This is a genomic window from Streptomyces sp. NPDC031340 (assembly GCF_055569945.1).
Window position 1 is genome coordinate 150,264 of the sequence record NZ_JBVIIE010000015.1, and the last position, 23,885, is coordinate 174,148.

Here is a 23,885-nt window from a genome sequence, read left to right on the forward strand (position 1 = left end):
TAGTTTCTGACCTGGGGTTTTCTTGGTTCCTCGATCGGTGATCGGTCTGGCACCGCGCGATTGGCGTGGCGTGATGTATGGCATCCGGAAAGAAGATCCGCATTCCGAAATGTGACCTGTGGCGCGGTGAGCCCGCGGCACCGTTTTCCGCCGGCCCACGCTCTTCCCCGCAATCTCAATATCCGTTCCGACATCCCGGGAGCCACCCGTGCACACGAGACCACCGTTGCCGCCCGCGACTACGGAGGGCTGGATCGAGGGCCCTCACGGGCGGACCTGGTACCGGATCACCGGAGACCTCGATGCCTCGCGGGCGCTGGGACGCACGCCTCTGGTGGTGCTGCACGGGGGGCCGGGCTTCCCCCATGACTACCTGCTGAACCTCGCCAAGCTGGCGGAGACCGGGCGGGCCGTCGTCCACTACGACCAACTCGGCTGCGGCCGCTCCACCCACCTGCCCGACGCCGACCCCGGCCTGTGGACCGTCGGCCTGTTCCTCGATGAACTCGACGCGCTGCTCGCCCGGCTCGGGATCGCCGACGACCACGCCCTGCTCGGTCAGTCCTGGGGTGGCATGCTCGCCGCGGAACACGCGGTACGGCGTCCGGCCGGGCTGCGCGGGATGGTGCTGGCGGACACGCCGGCGGCGATGCCCCTGTGGTGCAGTGGCGTGGCACAACTGCGCCGGGCGCTGCCCCGGGAGGTGCGGGAGGTTCTCGATCGCCATGAGGCAGCCGGCACCACCGAGTCGCCTGAGTACGCGGCGGCCACTCAGGTCTTCTACGACCGCCACCTGCTGCGGATGCGGCCCTACCCGCCCGAGGTGGCGTCCAGCTTCGACCAGTGGGCGGCGGACCCGACCGTCTACCGGACGATGATCGGCCCCAGCGAGTTCTATGTGACCGGCACCCTCCGGGAATGGTCGGCGGTGAACCGGCTGGCCTCGATCAGCGTCCCGGTGCTCGTCCTGCGCGGGGAACACGACGAGGCCACCGCCGAGTGCGTGGCGCCGTTCGTCGAGCTCGTCGCCGGTGCGCGGCTGCGGGTGTTCCCGGACTCGAGCCACCTGCCGCACGTCGAGGAGGAGGCCGCGTTCCGGGAGGTCGTCGAGGCGTTCCTCGCGCGGTGCGACATCGGCCGAGGCGAAGCCGGGCCCTGTCCGGAGAGCGACTGATCTCGGAGTCCCGGGGGCCGGTGTGATCGAGTTCGACGCTCGTGCCCGGATCACACTTTGACCACGCGGACGCCGGGGCCGCACAGCATGACGAGGTCTTCGGGGTCCGACGTCAGGAGGGTCACCGGGGCGGGTGAGGCGAGCGCTGTTGCGGCCACGATCGCATCGAGGGCGTACTTGTGGCCGTGCAGTCCGGCTGCGGCGAGGAGCTTGCTGGCGTGGCGGGCGACGGCTTCGGTGGGCGGGATGACGTTGACGCGGGAGACGGCGTAGTCGAACCGGGCCTGGTTGGTCTTGGGGTCGCGGGCTTCGACGAGGGTGACGGAGCTGGTGACGACGCGGATGTCCTCGGCTTCGGCGGCGGCGAGCCATTCGGTGAGTTCGGGTGTGCGTCGTACGAGTTTCGACAGGCCCTCACAGTCCAGGACGAGGGTGCCGCTCACGCGGCGTCCACTGCGCCGGCCGTGTCGCCGCGCAGGAGCGCTCGCTTGGCCTCGACCGCTGCCGGGTCGACGGGGCCGTGCTCAGCTTCTGCGTCCTCGATGAGTTCACGCAGTCGGTCGCGTTCCAACTGGCGCTGGATGAGGGCTTCGACGTAGGCGGACATGCCCCTCTTACCGGTGCGGGCCTTGAGAGCGGCGATGGTGCCTTCGTGGAGCGAGACGGAGACCGGGCGGACAGGGCCTTCGCCGGGAGCGGGGTCGGGGGTGATGGCCATGGAACCAGATTAACAAAACACTTGTTAATGGCCGGTGTGCTGATTCCGCCTCGCGGAGGACGGCCGGGGCAATGAAGGCCCCGGTTTCCTCCCGGCCTCCGTCGGTGCGGCACGGAGGCCAGGGGGGTGGTGCGGGGGTCAGGGGGGGTGGTGCGGGGGTCAGTCACTCCAGGAGGGACTGGCCGATCCAGCCGTCGGGCGCGCAGCCGGGCGGGACGGCGAAGACGGCCGATCCGCCGGTGGAGCCGTCGCCGCCGGTCGCCGCGGCGCCGATGCCGGCTCCGGCCAGGGCCCCGCCGAGGGTGAGCGCGCCGCCCGCCAGCAGCCGGCGGCGGCTGACGGAGCCGGAGCCGGCACCGTCGTCGGGGGAGACGTTGCCGGCGCCGTCGGCGGGGGAGACGGTGGTGTCGTCCATGGCGGGTGTCAGACCCGCAGACTGAAGGCCGAGTGAAGCGGCTGACCCTGGGCGCCGTCCCGCTGGCCCGGCCGCAGGCGGGCCGGCGGAAGAAGGTCATCGTGCACTTCTTCGGTCGTCCGTTCACCAGGGAGTCTTGTGCGAAGCGTTGCTCCCTGAACCAGCGGGTTTCGTCGGCGGCTCTGTCGCGGCTGCGGCCGGTGACCGGTTCGGTGGCCTGGCTCCCGTGGCCTGCAACGGTGACACGAAGCGCCCGCCCCTCCGGCGCTGCGGTGGGGCGGGCGCTTGTGTGTGGAACTCATTCCTGGAGTTTCATGCCCTTGGGTGACGTCAGGCCCTTGTCGGGGTGGGCCCGGAATGTTGCCGTCCATGTGGTGGGCGGGCAGGACGCGCCGTTGGGGTGCTGCTCCGTCAGCCTGGCCCGGGTACTGTCCGCGACGACGGTGTCACCGTTCTTCACGGACGTCACCGTGAGCCGCACCGGGACGGTGGACGAGCCGACGTCGCCGCGGAGTCGGACCGACACCGAGGCGAACGGGTCGTCGGGGCTGCCCGATGTCCGTTCATGGCATCTGGCCTGCACACACAGACGGATTCTCACCGCGTCCCGGCCTCCGAAGTCGGCGGGTCGCCACATCACGGACACCTGCGAGTCCGCGTCGGCCTTGGTGCAGGGCGGGTCCTGGCCGAGGAGCGAGCATCCGGTCAGGGCTGCTGCCAGCAGCGGTGTGAAAAACGCACGGCGCATGTCAGTTCCTCGCTACGGTGCCGGGGAAGGCGCTGTTGGCCAGCCCGATGTCGGTGAAGTACAGCCAGCAGGGGTCGAAGAACCCGCCGCTGCCGCCGCCACCGCCGCCGGAGATGATGCCCTTGGCGTAGGCGCGTCCGCTGCCGTCGACGGTGTAGACCGGGCCGCCCGAGTCGCCCTTGATGGTGCAGGATCCGGACGTCTTCTTGGCCACCACCATGTTCTTGGCCGTCGAACCGGTCGAGTAGTGGATGGTCGCCTGGGTGGCGGTCACCTGCCAGCCGCACATCTCTCCGGTCTTCATGCCGCCCGTGCACACCTTGTCACCGCTCTGCGCCCAGCGCCGCCAGTAGTCCTGGACGGGCCTCGACGAACTGGAAGCGGTCTCCGCGGGGTCTTCGGGCATCGCGAACGATTCCTCGCCGGTCGTCTCCAGGGACCCGTCAGCGGGCGGCGCCGGAGTCTCCGCGTCGGTGGTCACCGTGTCGGGCTTGGTGCCGTCCTCCGAGTCCTCGGCGGGCAGTCCGCTGCCTTCGTCGGCCGGGGCCTGTGTCACCTGGATCGGCGCGGACGCATCGTCGGCCGAGGCGGACTCCACGACCGGCGCGACCAGTTCACCCGTCGCCGGATCGACGTAGGGCGGGGCGAACGCGTCGGGATTCTGCGCCGCGCGGTCCTCGGCCTGCTCCAGGGCGTAGGCCTGAGCGGGCTCCGGCTCCTGCATGTTGTCGCTCCCGGGCTCGATGACCTCGACATGGTCGACGACCGCCGAGACCGGCTCCGCCTCGGGCGGATCGTACGCACCGCCGAAACGCGCGCCGATCTGCAGGCTGCCGCTGCCGGACAGCGCCGAAGTGTTCCACACGAACGACCTGCCAGGGGTCGGCGGACGAGGCCCGCTTGAGGAAGGTGACGTCCGTGAGCGAGGCGGGAGCACTGACCGCGAGATCGACCGATCCGACGAGCACCTCGCCGTTGGCGGGTGCGGTCACGGCCGCCCGTCCGGCATGGAAGGCACGCTTGGTCTCGGCCGAGACGTTGCCGGCCCGATCGGTGGCGGTGACGACGATCCGGTGACTGCCCTCGGTGGCCGGTGTGATCGTCAGCTCGACCGGGCCGCCGGTGGTGGCGACGGTGTGCGGGGTGCCGTCGTCGACCGAGTAGGTCAGGCTACGGGTGTCGGTGCCGTCGGGAGTCAGGGTGAACGTCCCGGCCACCTGCGCGCCACCGGCCCACGCGTCCGACGGGTAGGCCGCGGAGGCCACGGCCGGGGCACCGGGCGCGGTGGTGTCGACGGTGAAGCGGAAGTGGGAGGTCGCCCCGCCCGTGCCGTCGCCGTCGATACCGCGCACGTGGAGGTACCAGGTGTCTTCGGTGCGAGTCGTCGTGTACGAGGTGCCGTCCGTCTCGACCGTGCTGTCGGGCACGGTGTCGGCGGTGTCGTCGACGACGATGCTGTACCCGGCGGAGGCGCCGGAGGGCGCGGTCCAGGCTGCGCTGAAGGAGCCGCTCCGGTACGCGTCCGTCTGGTCCGGGTGCGTGGACGAGCTGATCACCGGGCTCGGCGGCAGCGTCATGTCGACCCGGAACGGCAGATGCGCCGCGGTGGACGACCAGTTGCCTGCCCCGTCCTTGGCCCGCACGTGCAGGTACCAGGTGCCGTCCGCGTCGACGGTGGTGGTGAACTTCGTCGACGTCTGCGGGGTGCCGGTGGTGGCCGGCAAGGTGTCCGCGACCCGGTCCACGGCGACCACGTAGCCGGTGACGCCGGACAGATCGGCGGGCGCCGACCAGATGAAGGACGTTGAAGCCGCGGTGCTGGGCCGGCGACCACAGGCCCGCCTTGTCCCGGGCGGCCACGTGCACCCACCACGTGCCGTCGGTGCGCCCGGCCCAGCTCACGCGCAGGCCCCGGTGTCGGTGCCGTCGGATGCCCTGGCCCGCCACTTGTAGTCACCCGGCGCCAGGGTGCCGGCCGTGTGGGTCGCCACCGCCCCGGACGCCACGGATGCGGACGTGCCGGACTGCAGGGCCGCGGTACCGCTGGCCGCCCAGATCTCGAAGGTCAGCGTGACCTGCTGGGCGTCTGCGTCGGTGGCCTTGGCGGACAGCGTGGGCGTGGTGTCCGAGGTGTAGGTGCCGGACAGTGGGGAGACGGCCGTCGCGGTACCGGGCTTGGAGTTGTAGGTGACGGTCAGGGAGGGCTCGTAGGCGGCGTTGTGCGAGCCCTCCGTCTGGTTCGCCGAGTAGTAGCGGCGCCAGGTCAGCGGGTCCGTCTCGTCGACGGCCGCGATCCGTACCCCGTGGTTGGGCTGCCCGTCGGCCCAGGCCTGCACGATCCCGTCGATGTCCCAGGAGACGTGCCCGGCCGGGCAGTTGGAGTTGTAGCCCTTGGCCGCGGTGGAGGTAACGGCACCGGCGGAAGTGGTCGTCTTCGCCGCGATCCGGGACCCATTCGGTAGCTGGACGCTGCTGTCAGTGAGCGGCGGTGCAGACGGCCGTGCCCGCCGCAGCGCGCTCGGGGTGGCGAGGGCCTGAACTGGGGTGTTGCGATGACCACTAGAATGGAAGAAGCAAGATGGTGCATCTTGCCTCCCAAGGGCCGTGCGCTGGAGGCGCTTTCGCCTCCGGCGCTCAGCTGGGGCTCGCCCAGCCGGGGCCCGGCAAGCCCGCTGGTGGAACCCTTCTGGGTCCAAGATGGGTCCGGAAGGACGGTGAAAGTCCGTGAACGATCATCACAGCCCGAACCCCCTCGCGCCTGCTGACCTGCACAGACGGCGAAAACAGGGAGAGGGAGTGAATCATGGGGCAACGCTCTGGCGTTCTCGTAATGCGTAGGTCTCGGGTTCGAATCCCGAAGGCGGCTCCATGGTGAACCCCAGGTCATGTCACTGACCTGGGGTTTTCTCATTTGGTGGCTATAAGCGGTGACTATAAGCATCGGGAGGTCGCCGCAGTCGCGGGCGATGATGTGAGTTCTGGCCTGTGGGGATGACGCGGCGGGCGTTGACGGCGGTGGCCCTCGGCGCGGATTCTCGGCAGGCGCAGGGGAGGCGGGATGGAGTCGCTGGGTAACAGGCTCAGCAGTGCTCGGGCACGCGCGTTCGTGGGTCGTGACGTCGAAGTGACCTGCTTCGAGAATGCTCTGCGGGGGGATGCCGACGCGCCTTTGGTGTTCTGGTTGTTCGGGCCGGGCGGGATCGGGAAGTCGGCGCTGCTGCGGCGGTTGGGGGACATGGCGCGGGCGGCGGGACGGGGCCTGGTCGAATTGGACGGTCGGTTCCTCGGACGCGACCCGGCAGACTTCGAGGAGGCGGCGGACGCGTTCGTGAGCGCCCCGGGAACGGTGCTCTTCGTCGACTCGTTCGAGCACTGTCAGTGGCTGGAGAGCCGTTTGTGGCAGCGGTTCTTGCCCCGGGCGGCCCCGGGGGCGTTGGTGGTGCTGGCCGGGCGGCTTGCCCCGCAGCCGCAGTGGACCGCGGACCCGGCATGGGCCGGTCTGATGCAGGTCCGGGAACTGCGCCCGCTCAGTGGCGGGGAAGCTCAGGCGCTGTTGGAGGCGGCGTCGGTGCGGCCGGAGCGGCGGGATGCGGTGCTGCGTTTCGCCGGGGGCAATCCGCTGGCGCTGACGCTGGCGGCGGCGGCCGACTCCGCCGGGCGGGTGGGCACCGGGTGGACGCCGTCGGCCGAGGTGCTGCGCACTTTGGTGGCCGAACTGGTCGGGGAGGTCCCCTCGGCCGCCCATCGCCGGGCGCTGGAGGTGGCGGCCCAGGCCCGCTCGATCACCGAGGAACTGCTCTCGGCGGTGCTCGCCGACCAGGACGTGCCGGGACTGTTCCAGTGGTTGCGTGAGCTGCCGTTCATCGAATCGACGTCTCGGGGCCTGTATCCCCATGACGCCGCGCGGGAGACGCTGATGGCCGACCTGCGCTGGCGGGCGCCGACCGCCTTCCATTCGATGCGGCAGCGGTTGGCGGACGAATACCTGCGTCTGTTGCGCGAGGCACGGCCGGATCGGGTGCGGGCGGTCACCGACGAACTGTTCTACCTCTTCAGGGACGTGCAGAAGCTGCAGCGGACACGGGTGTGGGTCAACGCCGAGGACGACCTGTACGAGGATGTGCTTCATGAGGACGACCACGGCCTGGTGCTGGCCATGGCCGAGCAGGCCGAGGGACCGGAATCGGCCGCGCTGGTGGGTTACTGGCTGAGCCGGCAGCCGCAGGGCTTCAGCGTCTTCCGGCTGATCTCCACCGGAGAGATCGTCGCGTTCGCCACGCGCCTGGTCCTGTCCGCACCGCCGGAAGATGCCGACATCGACCGTGACCCGGTCGTCGCGGCGGCGTGGCGGTACAGCCAGGAGACCGCACCGGTGCGGCCGGGCGAGCACATCGCCATGACCCGCTTCTCGATCTACCCCGAGCACTACCAAGTCCCCTCCCGCGTCATCGACTTGAGCAATTCCCGGGTCCAGGCGGAAGCCATGCGGGCGCGTGGACGTGCGCACGGGTTCCTCGTGTACCACGACCACGTGGCCTGGGCGGAGCGGCTGAGAGGCGTGCTGGCCGACTCAGGAGTGCGCTGCGAGGTCGGCGGCCGCGAGTACGGGCTTTTCACCGTCGACTGGCGCAAGGTCCCGGTGGAGCGGTGGATCAGGCACCTGATCGACGCCACGGAGATGCCGGCCCTTTCAGGGCCTTCCGGAACACCCCGCCCAGTATTCGACCAGGCTGTCCGCGAAGCACTGCAGTTCTGGCGTGAACCCAGTGCGTTCGCCGCCTGCGCCTTGCTGCGCACCCGGCTGGTGGCCGACCGCGACGACCCCGTGGAGGGTGCCAGAGCGCTGCTGCGGGATGCGGTCGAGGAACTCGCCGCCGACCCGCGCGGAGTGCGGGCCAAGGAGGCCCTGACCGCGGCGTTCTTCTCGGGTGCGCCGACCCAGGAGGCCGCCGCACGGCGCCTGGGTCTTCCGTACGGCACGTTCCGGCGCCACCTGCGGCAGGGCCTCGACCTGCTGTGCGCGTCACTGTGGGAGAGGGAGCTGTACGGCACGTCCTGACATCCTGGGCATCCGGGCATCCGGGCAACCGGGCATCCGGCAGACCGGACAGGCGTGGACAGTGGTGGACAGTGCCGGGCCCGTGCGGGACTGGGAAGTGGACAGCGGGTGGGGCCAGGCTATGAGTCATGAAGCCCAACGGTTGCAAGCCCCGACGACCCCGCCCCGCCGGCCCACGGCGCGCGCCGCCCAGCAGGCAGCAGGCGCGCGATTGACACCCAGAAGTGTGAGTGGTTGAGTACTCACATGAAGAGTGAACGTCCCCGCCGGCTGTCCACCGCCGAGGAGCGCCGCGAAACGGTGCTGCGCACGGCCATCGGCGCTTTCGCCGCCCGCGGTTACTGGGGTACCACCACGACCGAGGTGGCCAAGGCCGCAGGCATCTCCCAGGCGTATGTCTACCGCCTCTTCCCGAGCAAGGAACTGCTGTTCACGGCAGTGGTCGAGCATTGCTTCGTGGAGGTCCGGGGGGCCCTGGAGCGCGCCGCGGCGGAGGCGAGGGGCGGCTCGCCCGAGGCGGTCCTGGAAGGGATGGGTGACGCGTACGCCCGGCTGATCAGCGACAACGACCTGATGCTGATCCAGTTGCACGCCCAGGCGGCGGCGGTCTCCGAGCCGGCTGTGCGTGAGACCGTGCGGCAGGGCTACGCCCGGCTGGTCGAATACGTGCGCGGCGCCTCCGGTGGCACGGACCAGCAGGTCCAGGAGTTCTTCGCGCTCGGCATGCTGTGCCACCTCATCGTCTCCGTGGGCGCCGACGAGGTGGACGCACCCTGGACCCGGACTCTGTCGGCAGGCATCAGGCACTACTGAGGCCCGCGAGACCGGGTTGTCGGCGGGGCGTGCGGCCCCGCCTTCTTCGGCCAGTCAATGTGAGTGGTTAACCACACAAGGAGCTTCCTGTGCGCACCCCCGAAATCACCCGTCGGCCCGGAGCCGCTCTCGCGGCCCTGGCCGGGGCGCAGTTCACCGTCATGCTGGCCACCTCGATCGTGAACGTGGCACTGCCGCAGATCCGGGCGGGCGTCGGGCTGTCGGACAACGGCACCACCTGGGTGGTCAACGCCTACGGGCTGGTCTTCGGGGCCTTGCTGCTGGCTGGGGGCCGGGCGGCGGACCTGCTGGGCCGACGGCGGATCCTGCTCGCGGGCCTTGCGCTGTTCGCGGCGTCGTCCCTGGCCGCAGGGCTCGCGGCTTCGCCCCCGGTGCTGATCGCCGCGCGGACGGCGCAGGGGCTCGGGGCGGCCGCGGTCGCCCCCGCGGCGCTGGCGCTCGTGATGGACCTGTTCCCGCCAGGGCCCGGCCGGGGCAAGGCTCTGGGCGTCTGGGGTGCGGTGTCGGGCGCGGGGGGCGCGGCCGGGGTTCTCCTCGGCGGGGTGCTGACGCAGTCGTGGGGCTGGCCGTGGATCTTCTACGCGGTCGCGATCGGCGCCGTCCTGGTCCTGGCCGGCGCGGCCGCCAGTGTCCCGAGGACGCGGGCCCGGGAAAGCGGACGTTTCGACGTCCTCGGCACCGCCACCGTCACCCTCGCACTCACCGCACTCGTGTGGAGCCTGACCACCGCCCGAGGCGCGGGCTGGGCGGACCCTGCCGTCCTGGGAGGCCTCGCCGTGGCGGCCGCGCTGCTGGCCTTCTTCGTCCTCGTGGAGCGCCGCCACCCGAGCCCGCTGCTGCCGCCCCGCCTGTTCCGCACCGGCCGGGTCGTCTCCGGCAACGTGCTGATGGCGCTGCTGGGGTCGGTGTGGATCGCCCTGTTCTTCTTCCTGCCGCTCTACCAGCAGCAGGTCCTCGGCTTCAGCCCGCTGGCCACGGGGCTCGGTCAACTCCCGCTCGCCGGCGCCAATATGCTCGGCTCCACGCTGGCGCCGCGGATCTCCCGCCGCATCGGCGCCACCGCCACCGTCGCCGGCGCCCTGCTGACCGAGGCCGCCGGACTGCTGTGGCTGTCGCGGATCAGTGCCCACGGCAGCTACGCGGTCGACATCCTGGGCCCCAGCATCCTGATCGGCCTCGGCCTCAGCGTCGCCTTCGTCCAGCTGACCGCGCTGTCCGTCGAGGGTGTCCCCGCACGGGACGCGGGGCTCGCCGGGGGCCTCGTCAACACCACCCGCCAGGTCGGCGGCGCGATCGGTCTGTCCGTCCTGGCCACCCTCGCCGGCACCGCCACCGCGCAGGCGGCCACCCACCAGCCACGGCTGGAGGCGCTGACCGCGGGCTACCGCACCGCCTTCGGCGTCAGCTCGGTGGTCCTGGCCGCCACCGCCGGCCTCGCGCTCCTGCTGTCCCGCCGACGCACCCCTGCCACGCCGACGGCCGCCCGACCCGTTCCGCAGCCGACGGCACACCACCGCTGACCAACCGAAACCCCTTCGACGCGCAACATCCGACGTCACGTCAACCGAGAGGAAACACCACCATGTTCACCATCGACGAGACCGCCCCCGTCATCGTCCGACTGTCCACCGTGATCGACGCCCCGCTGGAGCGGGTCTGGGCCCTGCACACGGACATCGACGCCTGGGCCGAGTGGAACACCGACGTCGACCAGGCCAAGCTCGACGGCCCGCTGCTGCCCGGCAACTCCTTCCACTGGAAGACCCACGGCCTGGACATCACCTCCACGATTCGCGAGATCGTCCCCGGTGAGCGCCTGGTCTGGGGCGGCCCGGCCAACGGCATCGACGGCGTCCACGTGTGGACCTTCGAGCAGACCGGCGGACAGGTCACCGTCCGCACCGAGGAGTCCTGGAGCGGCGCCCCCGTCGATGCCGCCGTCGAACAGCTCGGCCAGGCCCTGGAGCAGTCACTGACCGCCTGGCTCGCCTGCCTGAAGTCCCGCGCCGAGCAGGCCGACTGACCGCCGACGCCCCGACCACACGCCCGACGAACCCCGGAGAGACCCTGCCATGACCAGCAAGCCGTACCTGACCGGCCACTACACGCCCGCCGTCGACGAGATCTCCGCAACCGAACTGACCGTCGAGGGCGCCCTCCCGCCGGAGCTCACCGGCCGGCTGATCCGCAACAGCCACAACCCCAAGCCCGGCGTCACCCCCACCCACTGGTTCAAGGGCAGCGGCATGGTCCACGGCATCCGCCTGCGCGACGGCCGCGCCGAGTGGTACCGCAACCGCTGGGTGCACACCCCGGCCCTGGACGGCGCCCCCTACATGACCGATCACGGCCCCGACCTGACCGCCAGCACCGCCGGCACCCATGTGATCGAGCACGCCGGCCGCCTGCTCGCGCTGTGCGAGGCCAACCTCCCCTTCGAGCTCACCCCCGAGCTGGACACCGTCGGCGCGTTCGACTTCGACGGCAAGCTGCGCAGCGCCATGACCGCCCACCCGAAGACCGACCCGGTCACCGGGGAGCTCCACTTCTTCGGCTCCTCCCCGTTCCCGCCCTACCTGCTCTACTACGTGGCCGACGCCAAGGGCCACATCACGCACAGTGCGGAGATCCCCGGCGCCACCGCCTCCCTCAAGCACGACTTCGCGATCACGCGCCACCACGTGGTCTTCATCGAGGGCTCCGTCACCTTCGACCCGAACGAGCACTCCGGCATCCCCTACGGCTGGGACGACGCCCAGCCCGCCCGGATCGGCGTCATGCCCCGCGGCCCGCGGGGCACGGACCAGATCCGCTGGTTCTCCATCGAACCGGGCAACATGCTCCACGCTGCCAATGCCTACGAGGACGCTCAGGGCCGCATCGTTCTGGAAGGCCCCACCGTCGACAAGGAGGGCTTCCAGCTCTCCTGGAACTGGTGGGTCGGCGCCCCGGACCGCGGCAGCGAACCCAACACCCGCTCCTACACCCGCCGCTGGATCATCGACCTGGCCGTCGGCAGCGTCGACGAACAGATCATCGACGACCTCGCCGTCGAATTCCCGACCCTCAACGAGGACTTCCTCGGCGCAGAGCACCGCTACCAGTACGCGGTCTCCTTCCCCGACCAGCAAGGCTTCGGCGGCTACGGCGTGGTCAAGTACGACCGCACCACCGGCGCCCGCCGCATCCACCAGGCCGGCGACGCCCGCCTGCCCAGCGAGGCCGTCTTCGTCCCCGCCGCCGGTGCCACCCGCGAGGACGACGGCTACTTGCTCACCGTCATCTCCGATCTGAAGCAGGACGCCTCCCAACTCCTGGTTCTGGACGCCTCCGGCCTCGACCGGATCGCCACCGTCCACCTTCCCCGCCGAGTCACCGGCGGCATCCACGGCTCCTGGATCCCGGACACCGACGGCACCCTCGCATAGTTCCGGCCCTTCCCCACGGCGGGCGAATCGCCCCGCCACCAGACCCCGAACGACCTCACCACGCAAAGGCATTCACCATGCGCATCATTACCGCGGCGAAGTTCACCGCCGCCGTCACCAGCGTCCTCCTGCTCGCGACCGGCACCGCCTACGCGCTCAGCGACGACGAGCCCACCGCCATCACCACCACCCACGCCGCTGCCCACACCGACGACGTGCAGATCGACCTCGGCGCCCCGGTCATCACCCGGGACGACATCCTCATCCACGCCCCCCTGCACACCGTCTGGAAGATCCAGACCGACGTCGAGAACTGGCCCAGCTGGCAGCCCGACGTCGACAGCGTGGTCAAGGACACCCCCGGCCGCCTGCGCCCCGGGTCCGTCTTCCGCTGGAGCACCGAGGGCCTGGACATCACCTCCACCGTCAAGCAGGTCGATCACGGCAAGCGCCTCGCCTGGGGCGGCCCCGCCCAGGGCATCACCGCCGTTCACGTCTGGACCTTCACCCCGACCCCCCACGGCGTCCTCGTCCACACCGAGGAGTCCTGGACCGGCGACCCTGTCACCGCCAACCAGGCCGCTCTGCAGGCCGCCCTCGACAACTCCCTCCACAACTGGGTCAACAACCTCAAGCACGAGGCCGAGAGCCAGGCCCGCCAGTAGCCGGTCCCGGCCTCCGGAGCGACAGCCGTTCCGGAGGCACCGTCCCCCAGGTCACACGGTGCGGTGACCTGGGGTTCCGCGTTGCGGTGCCCGCTGGACGTGTCGTGCGGCCGGGGGCCGCGTGTCGTGGCTCGGTGTGCCGGCCGGTGCGGTGAGAGGAGTGCCGCCCCGGTGGCCGGAACCGGGAGAGTGGAGTGCAGGGGGTCAGTCCAGGAGGGACTGGCCGATCCAGCCGTCGGGCGCGCAGCCGGGTGGGACGGCGAAGACGGCCGAGCCGATCGGTGTCGTCCACTGGTTGAGGAGGTCCGCGGCGGCGAGTCTGCGCTGGATGGGCAGGAACTGTTCGCCGATGTCCCGCTGGAACGAGGCGAACAGCAGGCCGGTGTCGGGGCGTCCGTCCGCGGCCGGGGCGTCGTCGTAGTTGTAGGGGCGGCGGAAGATGCGCGCCCGGTCGTCGGTGGCGCGGGCGCGACGGATGTGGGCGAAGTCGGAGATGACGGGGAAACCAAGCTCGTCCTTCGCGTCGAAGTCCGGTAGGTCCTTCTCGGCCTTGCCGGTGAGCGGGGCGCCGGTGGTCAGGCGTCGGCCGACGGTGAACTCCTTGGCTTTCGTGTCGGCGGCGTCCCACGTCTCCAGTTCGATGCGGACACGGCGCAGGACGAAGGTCGTGCCGCCGTCCTTGAGCCAGGCCGGGCCCGCGTCCGTCCACACGGCGCCGGCGAAGACGTCGCCGCCGGGGACCGGGTTGGCGGTGCCGTCCAGCTGGCCCATGAGGTTGCGCTGGGTCACGCCGTCGTCCTCGACGCCACGCCCGCGGCGGAACCCGCGCTGTGCCCAGCGCAGCCGGGCGAAGCTGCGGGCGTCCTTGATGAGCATCCGCTGCGCGTGCGCGACGGTGAGCGGGTCGTCGGCACAGATCTGGACCAGCAGGTCGCCGCCGCAGAAGCGGTCCTGGAGCCGGTCGATGGAGAAGCGGGGCAGGGGCGTCAGCGACGCGGGCCGTCGGCGTTCCAGTCCGGCCGCCGTGAACAGGCCCGGGCCGAAGCCGAACGTGACCGTCAGCCGGGCCGGCAGCGCCGCCAGTTCACCCTCGGTGTCGGCGAGCGCGGGCTCACCCCGGGTCAGCCGTGCGGCGTCGTCGGTGAGCAGCCGCATCATCCGGCCCAGCGCCGCGCGGTCCACGCCCTTGGCCAGGTCGAAGCCGAGGAACACGGCGTGGGCCTGGGCCGGGGTGGCGATCCCCGCCTGGTGACGGCCGTGGAACGGGATCCGCTGCGTGCCGTAGGCGGGGGCCTGCTGCCGCGCCGTGGCGGGGACGGAGCCGGTGGAGCCGTCGCCGCCGGTCGCCGCGGCGCCGATGCCGGCTCCGGCCAGGGCCCCGCCGAGGGTGAGCGCGCCGCCCGCCAGCAGCCGGCGGCGGCTGACGGAGCCGGAGTCGGCACCGTCGTCGGGGGAGACGTTGCGGGCGCCGTCGGCGGGGGAGACGGTGGTGTCGTCCATGGCGGGTGTCAGCCCTTCTTCATGCCGGGGCTGTAGTTCTCCTTGCCGCCCGCGAACGCCTTGGCGACCGCGGTGAAGCGCAGTGTCCGGCCGTCCTCGAACGTGAGGGTGACGGTGACCTCGTCGCCCGGCTTCACCTCCTCGGCCAGGCCCATCAGCATCAGGTGGTCGGCGCCGGGCTCCAGTCGGTGGGTGCCGTGGGCCGGGACGGTGAAGCCGCCCTCCTTCGGGCGCATCATCATCTTGCCGTCCACCTCGGCGACTTCGTGCAGCTCCGCCTTCTTCGCCGCGGTCGAGGTGGCGGACACGACCGTGACCTTGCTGCCGGTGGGGTTGACCAGGGTGCCGAAGACGGCCGTCATGGCGGAGTCGGAGGCCTTCACCCACGGGTCCTTCACCGTCACCGTGGCCGCCGAGGTCGCCGCGGCCTTGGCGGACGCCGTGGCGGAGGCGCCCGCGTCGGCGGACGACGACCCGCCGGTGCCGCAGCCGGCGAGGGCGGCCAGGCATACGGCCGTGGCCGCGGTGGCCGCCGCGAGGGCTCGCAGACGGGCGGTGCGGGCCACCGGCGTGGTCTTGGGGGTGATGGTGTGCATGGTGTCTGTGCCTCCGGCTCGGTTGCGGCGTCACTCCCGCAGTCACACAGGGAGTCGGGGCGGGTAGGCGGCGAGTTCCCGGGGGGTGTGTGACGTGTCCCGCACCCGCCGCGGCGCGGAAAACGGCGCCGACCGGGAACTCATCGGGAGCCGGATCCGACGTACTGGGATGTGAAGCGCCGAAGCCTCCTTGCAGAAAGCAAAGCCCTGCCGCTCGTCGTCCCGGTCCTGCTGCTGGCCGTGGTGTCGGTCCTGTGGCCGGCCGCGCCGGCGTGGGCGCACGCGCGGCTGCTCGACTCCAGTCCGGCGGCCGGGTCCGTGACGGCGAAGGCGCCCGCGGTGATCACGCTGAGCTTCGACGGGCCGGTGAAGCAGCCGTACACCGCGGTCGTGGTCACCGGTCCGGACGGGGCGTCGTACGGCGACGGCGCGCCGAGCGTGCTGGACGGGGACGTGCGGCAGAAGGTCGGGCCCCTGCCGACCGGCAGGATCCAGGTGACCTGGCGGACCGTCGCGGCGGACGGGGCGCCGCTCCAGGGCCGCTTCGCCTTCACCAGCACGGACGCGTCGGCTGCCGCGGACGCCCGGCCCGGTCCCACGCCCACACCCGCGGCGACGGTGCCGTCGGCCGCGTCCACGTCCGCGCCCACGGCGTCGTCGTCCTCGTCGGCGCGACCGGTGGCGTCCACGGGCTCCGGAGCCGCCGCGGACTGGCCCTGGTGGGTGGCGGGCGGTGTGCTGGTCGCGGCGGCGGTGGCGTTCATGGCCGTAGGCGCCCGGCGCTCCGGGCGGCCGCCCGCGACACGGCCGACCGACCGGCGTCCTTGAGAAGTCCTTACCGTGAACGGTTAGCATCGCGCCCGGTGTCGTCGGCGGCCGGGACGGAGTGGGACATGGCGGACACGGGGGCGTCGGGGATCGCGGTCGCCGTCGTGACCATGGGCAACCGGCCCGCCGAGGTCGAGGCGCTGCTGGAGTCCGTGGCCAAGCAGGACCTGGCGCCGGCGCGGATCGTGGTCGTCGGCAACGGCTGCCCGCTGCCCGACTACGGCGCGCGGTCGGCGCTGCCCGGCGAGGTCACCCTCCTCGAACTGGACGAGAACCTCGGCTGCCCCGGCGGGCGGAACACGGCCCTGCGCGCACTGCGCGAGTTCGGTGACGTCGACGTCGTCGTCGAACTGGACGACGACGGCCTGCTGGTGGACGCCGGTGTGCTGCGGCGCGTAAGGGAGTTGTTCGACGCCGACCCGCGGCTCGGCATCGTCGGCTTCCGCATCGCGGACGAGAACGGGGAGACGCAGCAGCGGCACGTGCCGCGGGTGGGCTCCTCCGACCCGATGCGCGGCGGGTACGTCACCCATTTCCTCGGCGGCGGGCACGCGTTGCGTACGGCGATGCTGGACGAGGTGGGGGACTGGCCCGCCGAGTTCTTCTTCGCGCACGAGGAGACCGACCTCGCCTGGCGGGCCGCCGACGCGGGATGGCGGATCCTGTACGCGCCCGAACTGCTGCTCCGGCACCCGAAGACCTCGCCCGCCCGGCACGCCATCTATTTCCGCGTCAACGCGCGGAACCGGGTGTGGCTCGTGCGGCGCCGGCTGCCGCTCGTGCTCGTCCCCGTCCACCTGGGGATCTGGGTGCTGCTCACGCTGGCCCGGACCCGGTCGTGGGCCGGGCTGCGCGCCTGGTTCGGCGGGTTCGTGGAGGGGCTGCGGGAACCGGCCGGTGAGCGGCGGCCCATGCGGTGGCGGACGGTGTGGCGGCTCACCCGGCTGGGCAGACCGCCCGTCATCTGACCGGAGTGACCGGCGGTCACTTGGCGTCGGCGTAGCACTCCACCACCGCCGTCGTGAAGGGGAACCGCACCGGCGTCTCACCGAACGTCAGCCGCCCGGCCAGGTCCGCCGCCTCCCGGATCGCCGCCACGACCGCCTCGGCCTCCTCCTCGGGGCAGTGCACGATCACCTCGTCGTGCTGGAAGAAGACCAGCTCGGCAGCCATGCCCGCACAGGCCTGCCGCACCGCGGCGAGCAGCAGCAGCGCCCAGTCGGCGGCGCTGCCCTGCACGACGAAGTTGCGGGCGAAGCGGCCTCGGGCGCGGGCGTCGCCGGAGGCGTGACCCGGCGCCCACTGCCGTCCCTCGGGCTCCTCCTCCCCGACGGGGATGCCCGCCTCCTCCGCCGCGTCCCCGCCCGTCCCGGCCGCGGGCGGGCAGGTCCGCCCCAGCCAGGTCCGCACGAGCCGGCCCTCCTCGCCCGCGCGGGCCGCGTCGTCGACGTACGCCACCGCCCGGGGGAAGCGGCGTCTGAGCGCGGCGAGGTTCTTCAGGCCGTCGCCGGAGGTCTGGCCGTACACGGCGCCGAGGACGGCGAGCTTGGCCTGCGCGCGGTCTCCGGAGAACGCCCGGTCGGAGACGGACTGGTACAGGTCCGCGTCGCGTCCGGCGACCTCCATCAGCGCCGGGTCGCGCGAAATGGCGGCGAGCACCCGCGGCTCCATCTGGTCCGCGTCGGCGACGACCAGCCGCCAGCCGGGGTCGGCGACCACGGCACGCCGGATGACCCTGGGTATCTGCAGCGCGCCCCCGCCGTGGGTGACCCAGCGTCCGGTGACCGTGCCGCCCGCGAGGAACTCGGGACGGAACCGCCCGTCGCGCACCCAGTCCTGCAGCCAGGACCAGCCGTGGGCGACCCAGATCCGGTACAGCTTCTTGTACTCCAGCAGCGGTTTCACGGCCGGGTGGTCGACGGACTCGAGCTCGTGGCGGCGGGTGGATCTGACCTTGACGCCGGCCCGGGCGAAGGCCTTGACGACGTCCGCGGGCAGGTCGGGGCGGACGCGGCGACCGAACGCGGCGGACACCTCGTCGGCCAGCTCGGCCAGCCGCCGGGGCTCGCCGCCGCCCGCGTACCGCTCGCCGAGCAGTTCGTGCAGCACCCGGCGGTGCACCTCGGCGCTCCACGGCAGCCCGGCGCGGTTCATCTCGGCGGCGACCAGCATGCCCGCCGACTCGGCCGCGGTCAGCAGCCGCATCCGCTCGGGGTGCGCCGCCGCCTCGTGTCGACGCTGCTGCCCGGCGTACACCTCGGCGAGGTCGGCCAGCGGGAGGCGGCCGGACTGCGGCTCGAAGAGCGAGGACTGGGCACCCGGCTCGGCGGAGCGCTGCGGGGGATCGGGGGGTACGGGGCCGCCGCGCAGCCGGGCCAGGGCGGCGGCCGCCGAGCGGGGTTCGCCGTACCTGCCCTCGTGGCCGAGGAGGAGGGTCTCGGCGTCCTCGACGTCGTAGCACCGCTCCACGCGCACGCCGGCGGCGAGCAGGCGCGGGTAGACCTCGGCGGTGGACCGCCAGACCCACCGCGTGACCTCGGGCCGCTCCCGCACGGCCCGGGCGAGGTCCGCCTCCCGGCGCACCGGCCCGGCGGGCAGCCCGCCGGGACCGAGGGGGGCGACCTCCGCGCCGCCGTCCTCGGCCGGAGCGAGCGCCCACCGGTCGGTCATGCCTGCGAGTCTCGCAGGCGGGTCTGACATTGACGCTGATACAACGCGGGTCCGACGAGGCGGGCCGGCCGGTCAGGGCTGGTCGGCAACGCGGGGTCGGCAAGGCGGGTGGGCGACGCGGGTCGGCGACGCGGGGCCGACAGACGGGTCCGTCGAGGCGGGGCCGACAGGCGGGTCCGTCGAGGCGGGGGCTGCGGACAGGCGGGCCGACGACGCGGGTGCCGCCGCGGGGCCGGCCCGTCCCGGCCGGTCCCGCTCGGCTCAGCCCGTCTCCTTCGAGGCCCGCACGTACTGCGCGAGCGCCTTCGCGACCTCGGCCTCCACCGCCGGCTTCCCGATGCCGAGGTCCGCCAGCACCCCCGTGCCGTGCTCGAACTCCAGCAACGCCAGCAGGATGTGCTCGGTGCCGACGTAGTTGTGGCCGAGGCGAAGGGCCTCGCGGAAGGTGAGCTCCAGCACCTTCTTGGCGGCGGGGCCGTAGGGGATGAGCTCCGGGACCTCGTCGGCGGCGGGCGGGAGAGCGGCGGTCGCCGCCTGCCGTACCGCGTCGAGCGGCACGCCCTGGGCCGTGATCGCCTTGGCTCCGAGGCCCTCCGGCTCGGCCAGCAGGCCGAGCAGCAGGTGCTCGGGGCGCCCTTCCGGGTTGCGGGCCGCGACCGCCTCGTTGTGGGCGGCCATCACCGCGTTGCGGGCGCGCGGGGTGTAGCGGCTGAAGTCCTGGTTCTGGTCGGGGGCCGCCGAATCCTTCGGTACGAAGCGCTTCTGGGCGGCCTGCCGGGTGACGCCCATGCTCCTGCCGATGTCCGTCCAGGAGGCGCCCGACCGGCGGGCCTGGTCCACGAAGTGCCCGATCAGGTGGTCGGCCACCTCGCCGAGGTGGTCGGCGGCGATCACCGCGTCCTGGAGCTGATCGAGGGGCTCGTTGTGGACCTTCTTGATGGCGGTGATGAGTTCGTCGAGGCGTACGGATGACGTGATGTTCGGGTTCGTCGTCATGTGTCAACCGTAGGTTGACACCGGTCCGGCGTCAACCTTGAGTTGACAACTCGTCGCTGTGTGCGCGTGGCCCGGCAATTCAGAGGGCAGCGGAGGCCTGTCAGTGGGGGCCTCTCAGAGGGGCCTGTCAGTGGGGCCTGTCAGCGGGGCGTGTCAGGATCGGGGGGTGAGCAGCACGACCAGCGGCACCGTCGACCGCGCCTTCCGGGCCGCCCTGTACGACGACAGCGACACCGCCCTCGACACGGGCGCGTCGCTGCTCGCCGCCGACCCCGCGGCGGACGCCGAAGTCGACCGCCGGGGAAGGGAGTTCGTGGCGGCGGCCTGGCAGCGCGGGTGGCAGCCCGCCGACGTCGTACGGATCGTGCGCCGTGAGCTGGACGACGTCCACGTACGCCTGGTGTCGGCGCTGATCCGCGCACAGGCGCCGGACGACCGCCCGCGCGGCCCGCGTTGGGCCGCGCAGGTGGACGACCTGGCCGACGGAGCGGACGGCTCCGCCGACGCCGGCGGGCGGGGCGGGACCTTCGGCCCCCCGGCCGGCACCGACCGCTTCTCGCACGCCACCGCGCTGCTGGAGCTGTACCGCCTGCTGCTGCGCCTGCCCGCGCTCGAACCGCTCGACGAGCGGGAGCCCGCCGCCCGGCAGCCCCGGCCCGAGTCCCGGATGCTGGCGCGCGTCCGCGCGCTGCTCGCCAAGGCGGAGGCGACCGCCTTCCCGGAGGAGGCCGAGGCGCTCACCGCCAAGGCACAGGAACTCACCGCCCGCTACAGCCTCGACGAGGCGTTGCTGTCGGCGGCGGCGCCCGCCGGGGACGCCCCCGGCGCCTGCCGCGTCGGCGTCGAGCCGCCGTACGAGCAGGCCAAGGCGGTGCTGCTGGACGCGGTCGCCACGGCCAACCACTGCCGCGCCGTGTGGAACGAGGCGTTCGGCTTCTCCACCGTGGTCGGCTTCGAGGCCGACCTGGAGGCGGTCGAGCTGCTGTTCACCTCGCTGCTGGTGCAGGCCCAGTCGGCGATGACGACGGCGGAGGCGGCCCAGCGCAGGGGCGGCCGCAAACGCACCAAGACCTTCCGCCAGTCCTTCCTCGCGGCCTACGCGCACCGCATGGGCACCCGTCTCGCGGCGGCCGCCGGGACCCAGGTGACCGACGACCTGCTCCCCGTGCTGGCCTCCCGCGAGGTCGCGGTCGGCGACCGGCTGGACCGCATGTTCCCCGAGACGACCACGACCCGGCTGCGCGGAGTCGACGACGCGGCCGGCTGGACGGAGGGCACCGAGGCCGCGGACCGGGCGCGGGTGGCGGACCGGCCGCGGCTGCCGTGAGCCGGGACGTCAGTCGCCGGCCTGCTGGAAACCGGTCACCGAGGCGTCCGGCACGCCCGCGTCGCCCTTGACCGCGACGTCGCCGTACGACCAGGTGAAGCTGTGGTCGGCGGAGGAGCCGGGCAGGGTGAACGTCGCGGTCTTCACCGGCAGGCTCTTGGCGCCGCCCGCCCCGCCGCGCACGTAGGTGAGGGTGAAGGAGGCGGTCGCGCCCTTGACGAGGGTGAGCTTCCCTCCCTTGGCGGCCTGGTCGGACGGTACCGCGGCGGAGGTGCTCCCGGCGTGCAGGCCGACGCCGGGGAAGCCGGCCAGCGTGCACTCGGCGCCGCGGTTGGTGAGCGTGACGGTGACGTTGCCGGTGTCCCCGGCGGCCGGGGCGGGGCTGGCGGCGACCCGCACGCCGACGCCGTCGAGCGTGCAGGCGCCGCCGGCCTTCGGCGTACCCTTGCCGCCGCCGTCGCTCCCGCCGTCGTCGCAGGCGGTCAGCAGCAGGGCCGCGGCGAGGGCGGCGACGGTGATCGTGGTGGCGCGCATGTGGGTCCTTCGGTGCTTCGGGGCGTGACGGTCCATCGCGGCGGCGTGATGCCGTTGGTCGCGTCCAAGGATCATCACGTACGAGACCACGCGGCCACGATCCGGTTCGCCCGGTCCCTACGACCCGAGAGTCGCCGTCGGCAGACCCGAAGGCAGCGTGCCGCCCTCCGACTTGGTGTACGTCTCCTGGCCGAGACCACCCGACCAGGTGATCCTCAGTGACGTCTTGCTGACGGAGTCGACCGTCCCCGTCGCCCGGTCCTTGCTGCCGTCCGTGCAGGTGAGCCGGATCGTGCGCGCGCCGGACTCCTTGCCCGCGGTGCCGCTGCACACCGTCCCGCCGGTCGAGAACAGCCCGGCCTGCCGGCCGGTGACCACCAGCGCCACGGCCTTGCCGCCGGTCGTGGCCAGCCAGCTGCCCTGCAGTTCGTCGGACGTGGCCGTCGTCCCGCCGCTGCCGCCTCCGGTGTCCGCGGTGGCCGTGGCGGACCCGGACGTGCCCGAACCGGACGGGGAGTCGTCCGAAGAGCCGCCGTCGCCGCCGCACGCGGTCAGCGTGACCACGCCCACCAGCCCCGCGGCCGCTGCCGCGATCCGCACCGGCCGGCGTGACACCGTGCGCGACGAACGCGGGAAGCGCGAGAAGATCGCCGAAGTCACTGCAAGCTCCAAGCTGTAGCGGGTGGGCCCGAACGCCCGCAGCAAGCTACCAGGGCAGGCCGCCCCCGCCATGGGGAGCGGCTGTGAGATTCCCGGGATCACAGGACCCCGCCCGGAAAACCCAACACTCCCGGGAATCCCGGGAATCGCAGGAATCCCGGAAAACCCGTGATCCCAGGGGGCCGTGCGGTCGCCCGAAGCCGTCACCCGGACACTGGAACAGGAACGCCCCGGTGAGCGTCTCTTCCTGGTACACGAGGAACGCGGGCGCACGCGGAGTGCGGCCCCGACGACCCGCACGCACGACGGGACGGTCACGAGCGGGGACCGAGACCGCAGGTGATGTGAACCCCGGACGGCGCGCTGGATCAGAAGGACCGCCGCACAGGACGCATCTGTAAGGCGCATCTGTAACCACAGCAACACCTGGCGTGCACGTGCATCTGCTCGCGCAGTTGCACGTGAACGCAGTTATGATCCACATCAGTTGACCACTGCATCTCTGGCCCCGAAGGCCACCGCACCACCGGGAGCAACCTGTGGACCAGGACGTGTACAACGGCATGGCGGCCACACAGCTGGACGGGGTGGCCTGGCAGAAGAGCCGGCACAGCAACTCGCAGGGCTCCTGTGTGGAGTTCGCGCGGCTGCCCGGCGGCGACGTGGCCGTGCGCAACTCGCGCTTCCCCGAAGGGCCCGCGCTCGTCTACACCCGCGCGGAGATCGAGGCGATGCTGCTCGGCGTCAAGGACGGCGAGTTCGATCACCTGATCGTGGGCTGACCGTCACGGGATTCCGTGGTGACCCGGAGCGGCCCGCTCCCGCCAGGGTGACCCATGGTGACCGGTGCGTCGCGCTCCGCGACGCGCGTAGAACCGCGGCGTCGGAAGACGCCGCGGTCCGTCATGCGCCGGACCGCCGATACGGCTGCGGCTGCGGGTGCTGCCGACGCTGAGGCTGAGGGCGCTGCGGGTGCTGCTGGGGCTGCGCATGCTGCGGCTGCGGGTGCTGCGCATGCTGCTGGGGCTGCTCGTGCCGGTGCTCCGGGTGCTGCTGCGACGGCAGCAGGAACAGCGCCCAGACGACCTTGCCGCCGAACGCGCCCGCCAGCGGGTGCCAGCCCCAGCCGTCGGCGAAGGAGCCGACGAGGAGCAGCCCGCGGCCCGACTCCGCGGAGAAGTCCTCCGCGTCGCCCGCCACGGGGGTGCCGTCGCTGGGGTCGCGCACCGCGCACACCAGCCGCCCGGCCCAGCGCATCAGGTGCAGCCGCACCGGCGCGTGCTGTCCGGTCGCGTGCGCCGCCCCCGCCGGCATCGCGTGCCGCAGGGCGTTGGTCACCAGTTCCGAGACCACCAGGCAGACGTCGTCGAAACGGTCGCCGACGTCCCATTGGTCCAGTGTCGCGCGGGTGAACCGCCGCGCCTCGCGCACCGCTTCGTAGCGGGCGGGAAGGGCACAGGAGGCGGCGTCGGACACGGCCGCGGGATCCAGTGGCGGAAGGCCCTGCCGTAACGGCTGGAGCATGGTCGATCCATTCGTCCCCATGCGAGGCACTCCCGGGAATTCGCGGTCGTTGCGATGCAGCGGTGGCGCGTGTCCATGGTTTCGGATGCGCAGGGCAGATGCAAGGGCAGATGCACGTGCACGTGACCGAATTGGATGTCCACGTACCGCTTACTGGCCATTTTTTCCGTCACCATCCCTCCCTTCCCTTGCCGCAACCTTCCTCCTTC

Annotated in this window: 24 protein-coding genes and 2 pseudogenes; 12 read left to right on the plus strand and 14 right to left on the minus strand. The window is 72.3% G+C overall.

The window, feature by feature from the left end; all coding sequences use genetic code 11:
* The first annotated feature begins 208 nt into the window (after positions 1 to 208).
* On the plus strand, positions 209 to 1,174 hold the full coding sequence (locus tag ACZ5GT_RS14440) for a proline iminopeptidase-family hydrolase (protein WP_469021273.1): 966 nt from the start codon (positions 209 to 211) through the stop codon (positions 1,172 to 1,174).
* A 50-nt stretch (positions 1,175 to 1,224) separates the two neighbouring features.
* Here the strand turns inward: ACZ5GT_RS14440 and ACZ5GT_RS14445 are convergent, their stop codons facing one another.
* The 6 genes and pseudogenes from ACZ5GT_RS14445 to ACZ5GT_RS14470 form a co-directional block, all read right to left on the minus strand.
* On the minus strand, positions 1,225 to 1,617 hold the full coding sequence (locus ACZ5GT_RS14445) for a type II toxin-antitoxin system VapC family toxin (protein ID WP_469021276.1): 393 nt from the start codon (positions 1,615 to 1,617) through the stop codon (positions 1,225 to 1,227).
* The gene (locus ACZ5GT_RS14450; RefSeq protein WP_469021281.1) at positions 1,614 to 1,892 is read right to left on the minus strand and encodes a hypothetical protein; all 279 of its coding nucleotides are present in this window, start codon (positions 1,890 to 1,892) and stop codon (positions 1,614 to 1,616) included. The genes ACZ5GT_RS14445 and ACZ5GT_RS14450 overlap by 4 nt, the downstream gene beginning before the upstream one ends.
* A 163-nt stretch (positions 1,893 to 2,055) precedes the next feature.
* On the minus strand, positions 2,056 to 2,307 hold the full coding sequence (locus ACZ5GT_RS14455; protein ID WP_469021285.1) for a hypothetical protein: 252 nt from the start codon (positions 2,305 to 2,307) through the stop codon (positions 2,056 to 2,058).
* A 298-nt stretch (positions 2,308 to 2,605) separates the two neighbouring features.
* Positions 2,606 to 3,055: a hypothetical protein gene (locus tag ACZ5GT_RS14460; protein ID WP_469021289.1), complete on the minus strand. Its 450-nt coding sequence runs from the start codon at positions 3,053 to 3,055 to the stop codon at positions 2,606 to 2,608.
* Between the two features lies 1 nt (position 3,056).
* Complete coding sequence (locus ACZ5GT_RS14465) at positions 3,057 to 3,920, minus strand: chymotrypsin family serine protease (protein WP_469021462.1); 864 nt, start codon at positions 3,918 to 3,920, stop codon at positions 3,057 to 3,059.
* A 166-nt stretch (positions 3,921 to 4,086) separates the two neighbouring features.
* A pseudogene (locus ACZ5GT_RS14470) lies at positions 4,087 to 4,482 on the minus strand (Ig-like domain-containing protein); the annotation flags it as partial.
* On the opposite strand from ACZ5GT_RS14470, the gene ACZ5GT_RS14475 reads away from it, so the two are divergent.
* The gene (locus ACZ5GT_RS14475) at positions 4,421 to 4,813 is read left to right on the plus strand and encodes a hypothetical protein (protein WP_469021465.1); all 393 of its coding nucleotides are present in this window, start codon (positions 4,421 to 4,423) and stop codon (positions 4,811 to 4,813) included. The pseudogene ACZ5GT_RS14470 and the gene ACZ5GT_RS14475 overlap by 62 nt on opposite strands.
* A 140-nt stretch (positions 4,814 to 4,953) precedes the next feature.
* Here ACZ5GT_RS14475 and ACZ5GT_RS14480 read toward each other — a convergent pair whose 3' ends face one another.
* A complete protein-coding gene (locus tag ACZ5GT_RS14480; protein WP_469021291.1) occupies positions 4,954 to 5,751 on the minus strand; it encodes a DNRLRE domain-containing protein in 798 nt (265 codons plus the stop codon).
* Between the two features lie 476 nt (positions 5,752 to 6,227).
* On the opposite strand from ACZ5GT_RS14480, the gene ACZ5GT_RS14485 reads away from it, so the two are divergent.
* The 6 genes from ACZ5GT_RS14485 to ACZ5GT_RS14510 all read left to right on the plus strand — a co-directional run bounded on the left by ACZ5GT_RS14485 (position 6,228) and on the right by ACZ5GT_RS14510 (position 13,041).
* A complete protein-coding gene (locus tag ACZ5GT_RS14485; RefSeq protein WP_469021294.1) occupies positions 6,228 to 8,114 on the plus strand; it encodes an ATP-binding protein in 1,887 nt (628 codons plus the stop codon).
* Positions 8,115 to 8,360: 246 nt separating this feature from the next.
* Positions 8,361 to 8,927, plus strand: a complete 567-nt coding sequence (locus ACZ5GT_RS14490; RefSeq protein ID WP_469021298.1) for a TetR/AcrR family transcriptional regulator — start codon at positions 8,361 to 8,363, stop codon at positions 8,925 to 8,927.
* A gap of 89 nt (positions 8,928 to 9,016) precedes the next feature.
* Entirely contained in the window at positions 9,017 to 10,468 is a 1,452-nt protein-coding gene (locus tag ACZ5GT_RS14495; protein ID WP_469021304.1) for an MFS transporter, read from the plus strand.
* A gap of 62 nt (positions 10,469 to 10,530) precedes the next feature.
* Positions 10,531 to 10,971, plus strand: a complete 441-nt coding sequence (locus tag ACZ5GT_RS14500) for an SRPBCC family protein (protein ID WP_469021307.1) — start codon at positions 10,531 to 10,533, stop codon at positions 10,969 to 10,971.
* Positions 10,972 to 11,020: 49 nt separating this feature from the next.
* A complete protein-coding gene (locus ACZ5GT_RS14505) occupies positions 11,021 to 12,376 on the plus strand; it encodes a carotenoid oxygenase family protein (protein ID WP_469021310.1) in 1,356 nt (451 codons plus the stop codon).
* A gap of 77 nt (positions 12,377 to 12,453) precedes the next feature.
* The gene (locus ACZ5GT_RS14510) at positions 12,454 to 13,041 is read left to right on the plus strand and encodes an SRPBCC family protein (protein WP_469021313.1); all 588 of its coding nucleotides are present in this window, start codon (positions 12,454 to 12,456) and stop codon (positions 13,039 to 13,041) included.
* A gap of 204 nt (positions 13,042 to 13,245) precedes the next feature.
* On the opposite strand, the gene ACZ5GT_RS14515 is transcribed toward ACZ5GT_RS14510, so the two are convergent.
* Complete coding sequence (locus tag ACZ5GT_RS14515; protein ID WP_469021316.1) at positions 13,246 to 14,541, minus strand: Dyp-type peroxidase; 1,296 nt, start codon at positions 14,539 to 14,541, stop codon at positions 13,246 to 13,248.
* An 8-nt stretch (positions 14,542 to 14,549) separates the two neighbouring features.
* On the minus strand, positions 14,550 to 15,137 hold the full coding sequence (locus ACZ5GT_RS14520) for a copper chaperone PCu(A)C (protein ID WP_469021319.1): 588 nt from the start codon (positions 15,135 to 15,137) through the stop codon (positions 14,550 to 14,552).
* A gap of 171 nt (positions 15,138 to 15,308) precedes the next feature.
* Here ACZ5GT_RS14520 and ACZ5GT_RS14525 point away from each other — a divergent pair, with 171 nt between their 5' ends.
* A complete protein-coding gene (locus ACZ5GT_RS14525; protein WP_469021324.1) occupies positions 15,309 to 15,965 on the plus strand; it encodes a copper resistance CopC family protein in 657 nt (218 codons plus the stop codon).
* Between the two features lie 65 nt (positions 15,966 to 16,030).
* Positions 16,031 to 16,933: a glycosyltransferase family 2 protein gene (locus ACZ5GT_RS14530; RefSeq protein ID WP_469021331.1), complete on the plus strand. Its 903-nt coding sequence runs from the start codon at positions 16,031 to 16,033 to the stop codon at positions 16,931 to 16,933.
* 16 nt (positions 16,934 to 16,949) lie between these two features.
* On the opposite strand, the gene ACZ5GT_RS14535 is transcribed toward ACZ5GT_RS14530, so the two are convergent.
* Together ACZ5GT_RS14535 and ACZ5GT_RS14540 are read right to left on the minus strand one after the other, a co-directional pair.
* Complete coding sequence (locus ACZ5GT_RS14535; protein WP_469021337.1) at positions 16,950 to 18,635, minus strand: bifunctional 3'-5' exonuclease/DNA polymerase; 1,686 nt, start codon at positions 18,633 to 18,635, stop codon at positions 16,950 to 16,952.
* Between the two features lie 261 nt (positions 18,636 to 18,896).
* On the minus strand, positions 18,897 to 19,631 hold the full coding sequence (locus ACZ5GT_RS14540; RefSeq protein WP_469021344.1) for a Clp protease N-terminal domain-containing protein: 735 nt from the start codon (positions 19,629 to 19,631) through the stop codon (positions 18,897 to 18,899).
* A 166-nt stretch (positions 19,632 to 19,797) separates the two neighbouring features.
* On the opposite strand from ACZ5GT_RS14540, the gene ACZ5GT_RS14545 reads away from it, so the two are divergent.
* The gene (locus tag ACZ5GT_RS14545) at positions 19,798 to 20,958 is read left to right on the plus strand and encodes a DUF2786 domain-containing protein (RefSeq protein WP_469021352.1); all 1,161 of its coding nucleotides are present in this window, start codon (positions 19,798 to 19,800) and stop codon (positions 20,956 to 20,958) included.
* A gap of 9 nt (positions 20,959 to 20,967) precedes the next feature.
* Here ACZ5GT_RS14545 and ACZ5GT_RS14550 read toward each other — a convergent pair whose 3' ends face one another.
* Together ACZ5GT_RS14550 and ACZ5GT_RS14555 are read right to left on the minus strand one after the other, a co-directional pair.
* Positions 20,968 to 21,492, minus strand: coding sequence for a DUF4232 domain-containing protein (locus tag ACZ5GT_RS14550; RefSeq protein ID WP_469021358.1), 525 nt, complete (start codon positions 21,490 to 21,492; stop codon positions 20,968 to 20,970).
* Between the two features lie 117 nt (positions 21,493 to 21,609).
* The gene (locus tag ACZ5GT_RS14555; RefSeq protein WP_469021365.1) at positions 21,610 to 22,152 is read right to left on the minus strand and encodes a hypothetical protein; all 543 of its coding nucleotides are present in this window, start codon (positions 22,150 to 22,152) and stop codon (positions 21,610 to 21,612) included.
* A gap of 563 nt (positions 22,153 to 22,715) precedes the next feature.
* Here ACZ5GT_RS14555 and ACZ5GT_RS14560 point away from each other — a divergent pair.
* Entirely contained in the window at positions 22,716 to 22,934 is a 219-nt protein-coding gene (locus ACZ5GT_RS14560; RefSeq protein WP_324784534.1) for a DUF397 domain-containing protein, read from the plus strand.
* A 280-nt stretch (positions 22,935 to 23,214) separates the two neighbouring features.
* On the opposite strand, the pseudogene ACZ5GT_RS14565 reads toward ACZ5GT_RS14560, so the two are convergent.
* Positions 23,215 to 23,697 (minus strand): annotated as a pseudogene (locus ACZ5GT_RS14565) (ATP-binding protein); the annotation flags it as partial.
* Positions 23,698 to 23,885 lie beyond the last annotated feature (188 nt).

Excerpts from the sequence above, each read along its gene's own strand:
- ACZ5GT_RS14450 (WP_469021281.1), bottom strand. The coding sequence starts at position 1,892 with ATGGCCATCACCCCCGACCCCGCTCCCGGCGAAGGCCCTGTCCGCCCG.
- ACZ5GT_RS14455 (WP_469021285.1), bottom strand. The coding sequence starts at position 2,307 with ATGGACGACACCACCGTCTCCCCCGCCGACGGCGCCGGCAACGTCTCC.
- ACZ5GT_RS14460 (WP_469021289.1), bottom strand. The coding sequence starts at position 3,055 with ATGCGCCGTGCGTTTTTCACACCGCTGCTGGCAGCAGCCCTGACCGGA.
- ACZ5GT_RS14490 (WP_469021298.1), top strand. The coding sequence starts at position 8,361 with ATGAAGAGTGAACGTCCCCGCCGGCTGTCCACCGCCGAGGAGCGCCGC.
- ACZ5GT_RS14500 (WP_469021307.1), top strand. The coding sequence starts at position 10,531 with ATGTTCACCATCGACGAGACCGCCCCCGTCATCGTCCGACTGTCCACC.
- ACZ5GT_RS14505 (WP_469021310.1), top strand. The coding sequence starts at position 11,021 with ATGACCAGCAAGCCGTACCTGACCGGCCACTACACGCCCGCCGTCGAC.
- ACZ5GT_RS14510 (WP_469021313.1), top strand. The coding sequence starts at position 12,454 with ATGCGCATCATTACCGCGGCGAAGTTCACCGCCGCCGTCACCAGCGTC.
- ACZ5GT_RS14515 (WP_469021316.1), bottom strand. The coding sequence starts at position 14,541 with ATGGACGACACCACCGTCTCCCCCGCCGACGGCGCCCGCAACGTCTCC.
- ACZ5GT_RS14520 (WP_469021319.1), bottom strand. The coding sequence starts at position 15,137 with ATGCACACCATCACCCCCAAGACCACGCCGGTGGCCCGCACCGCCCGT.
- ACZ5GT_RS14530 (WP_469021331.1), top strand. The coding sequence starts at position 16,031 with ATGGCGGACACGGGGGCGTCGGGGATCGCGGTCGCCGTCGTGACCATG.
- ACZ5GT_RS14535 (WP_469021337.1), bottom strand. The coding sequence starts at position 18,635 with ATGACCGACCGGTGGGCGCTCGCTCCGGCCGAGGACGGCGGCGCGGAG.
- ACZ5GT_RS14540 (WP_469021344.1), bottom strand. The coding sequence starts at position 19,631 with ATGACGACGAACCCGAACATCACGTCATCCGTACGCCTCGACGAACTC.
- ACZ5GT_RS14550 (WP_469021358.1), bottom strand. The coding sequence starts at position 21,492 with ATGCGCGCCACCACGATCACCGTCGCCGCCCTCGCCGCGGCCCTGCTG.
- ACZ5GT_RS14560 (WP_324784534.1), top strand. The coding sequence starts at position 22,716 with ATGGCGGCCACACAGCTGGACGGGGTGGCCTGGCAGAAGAGCCGGCAC.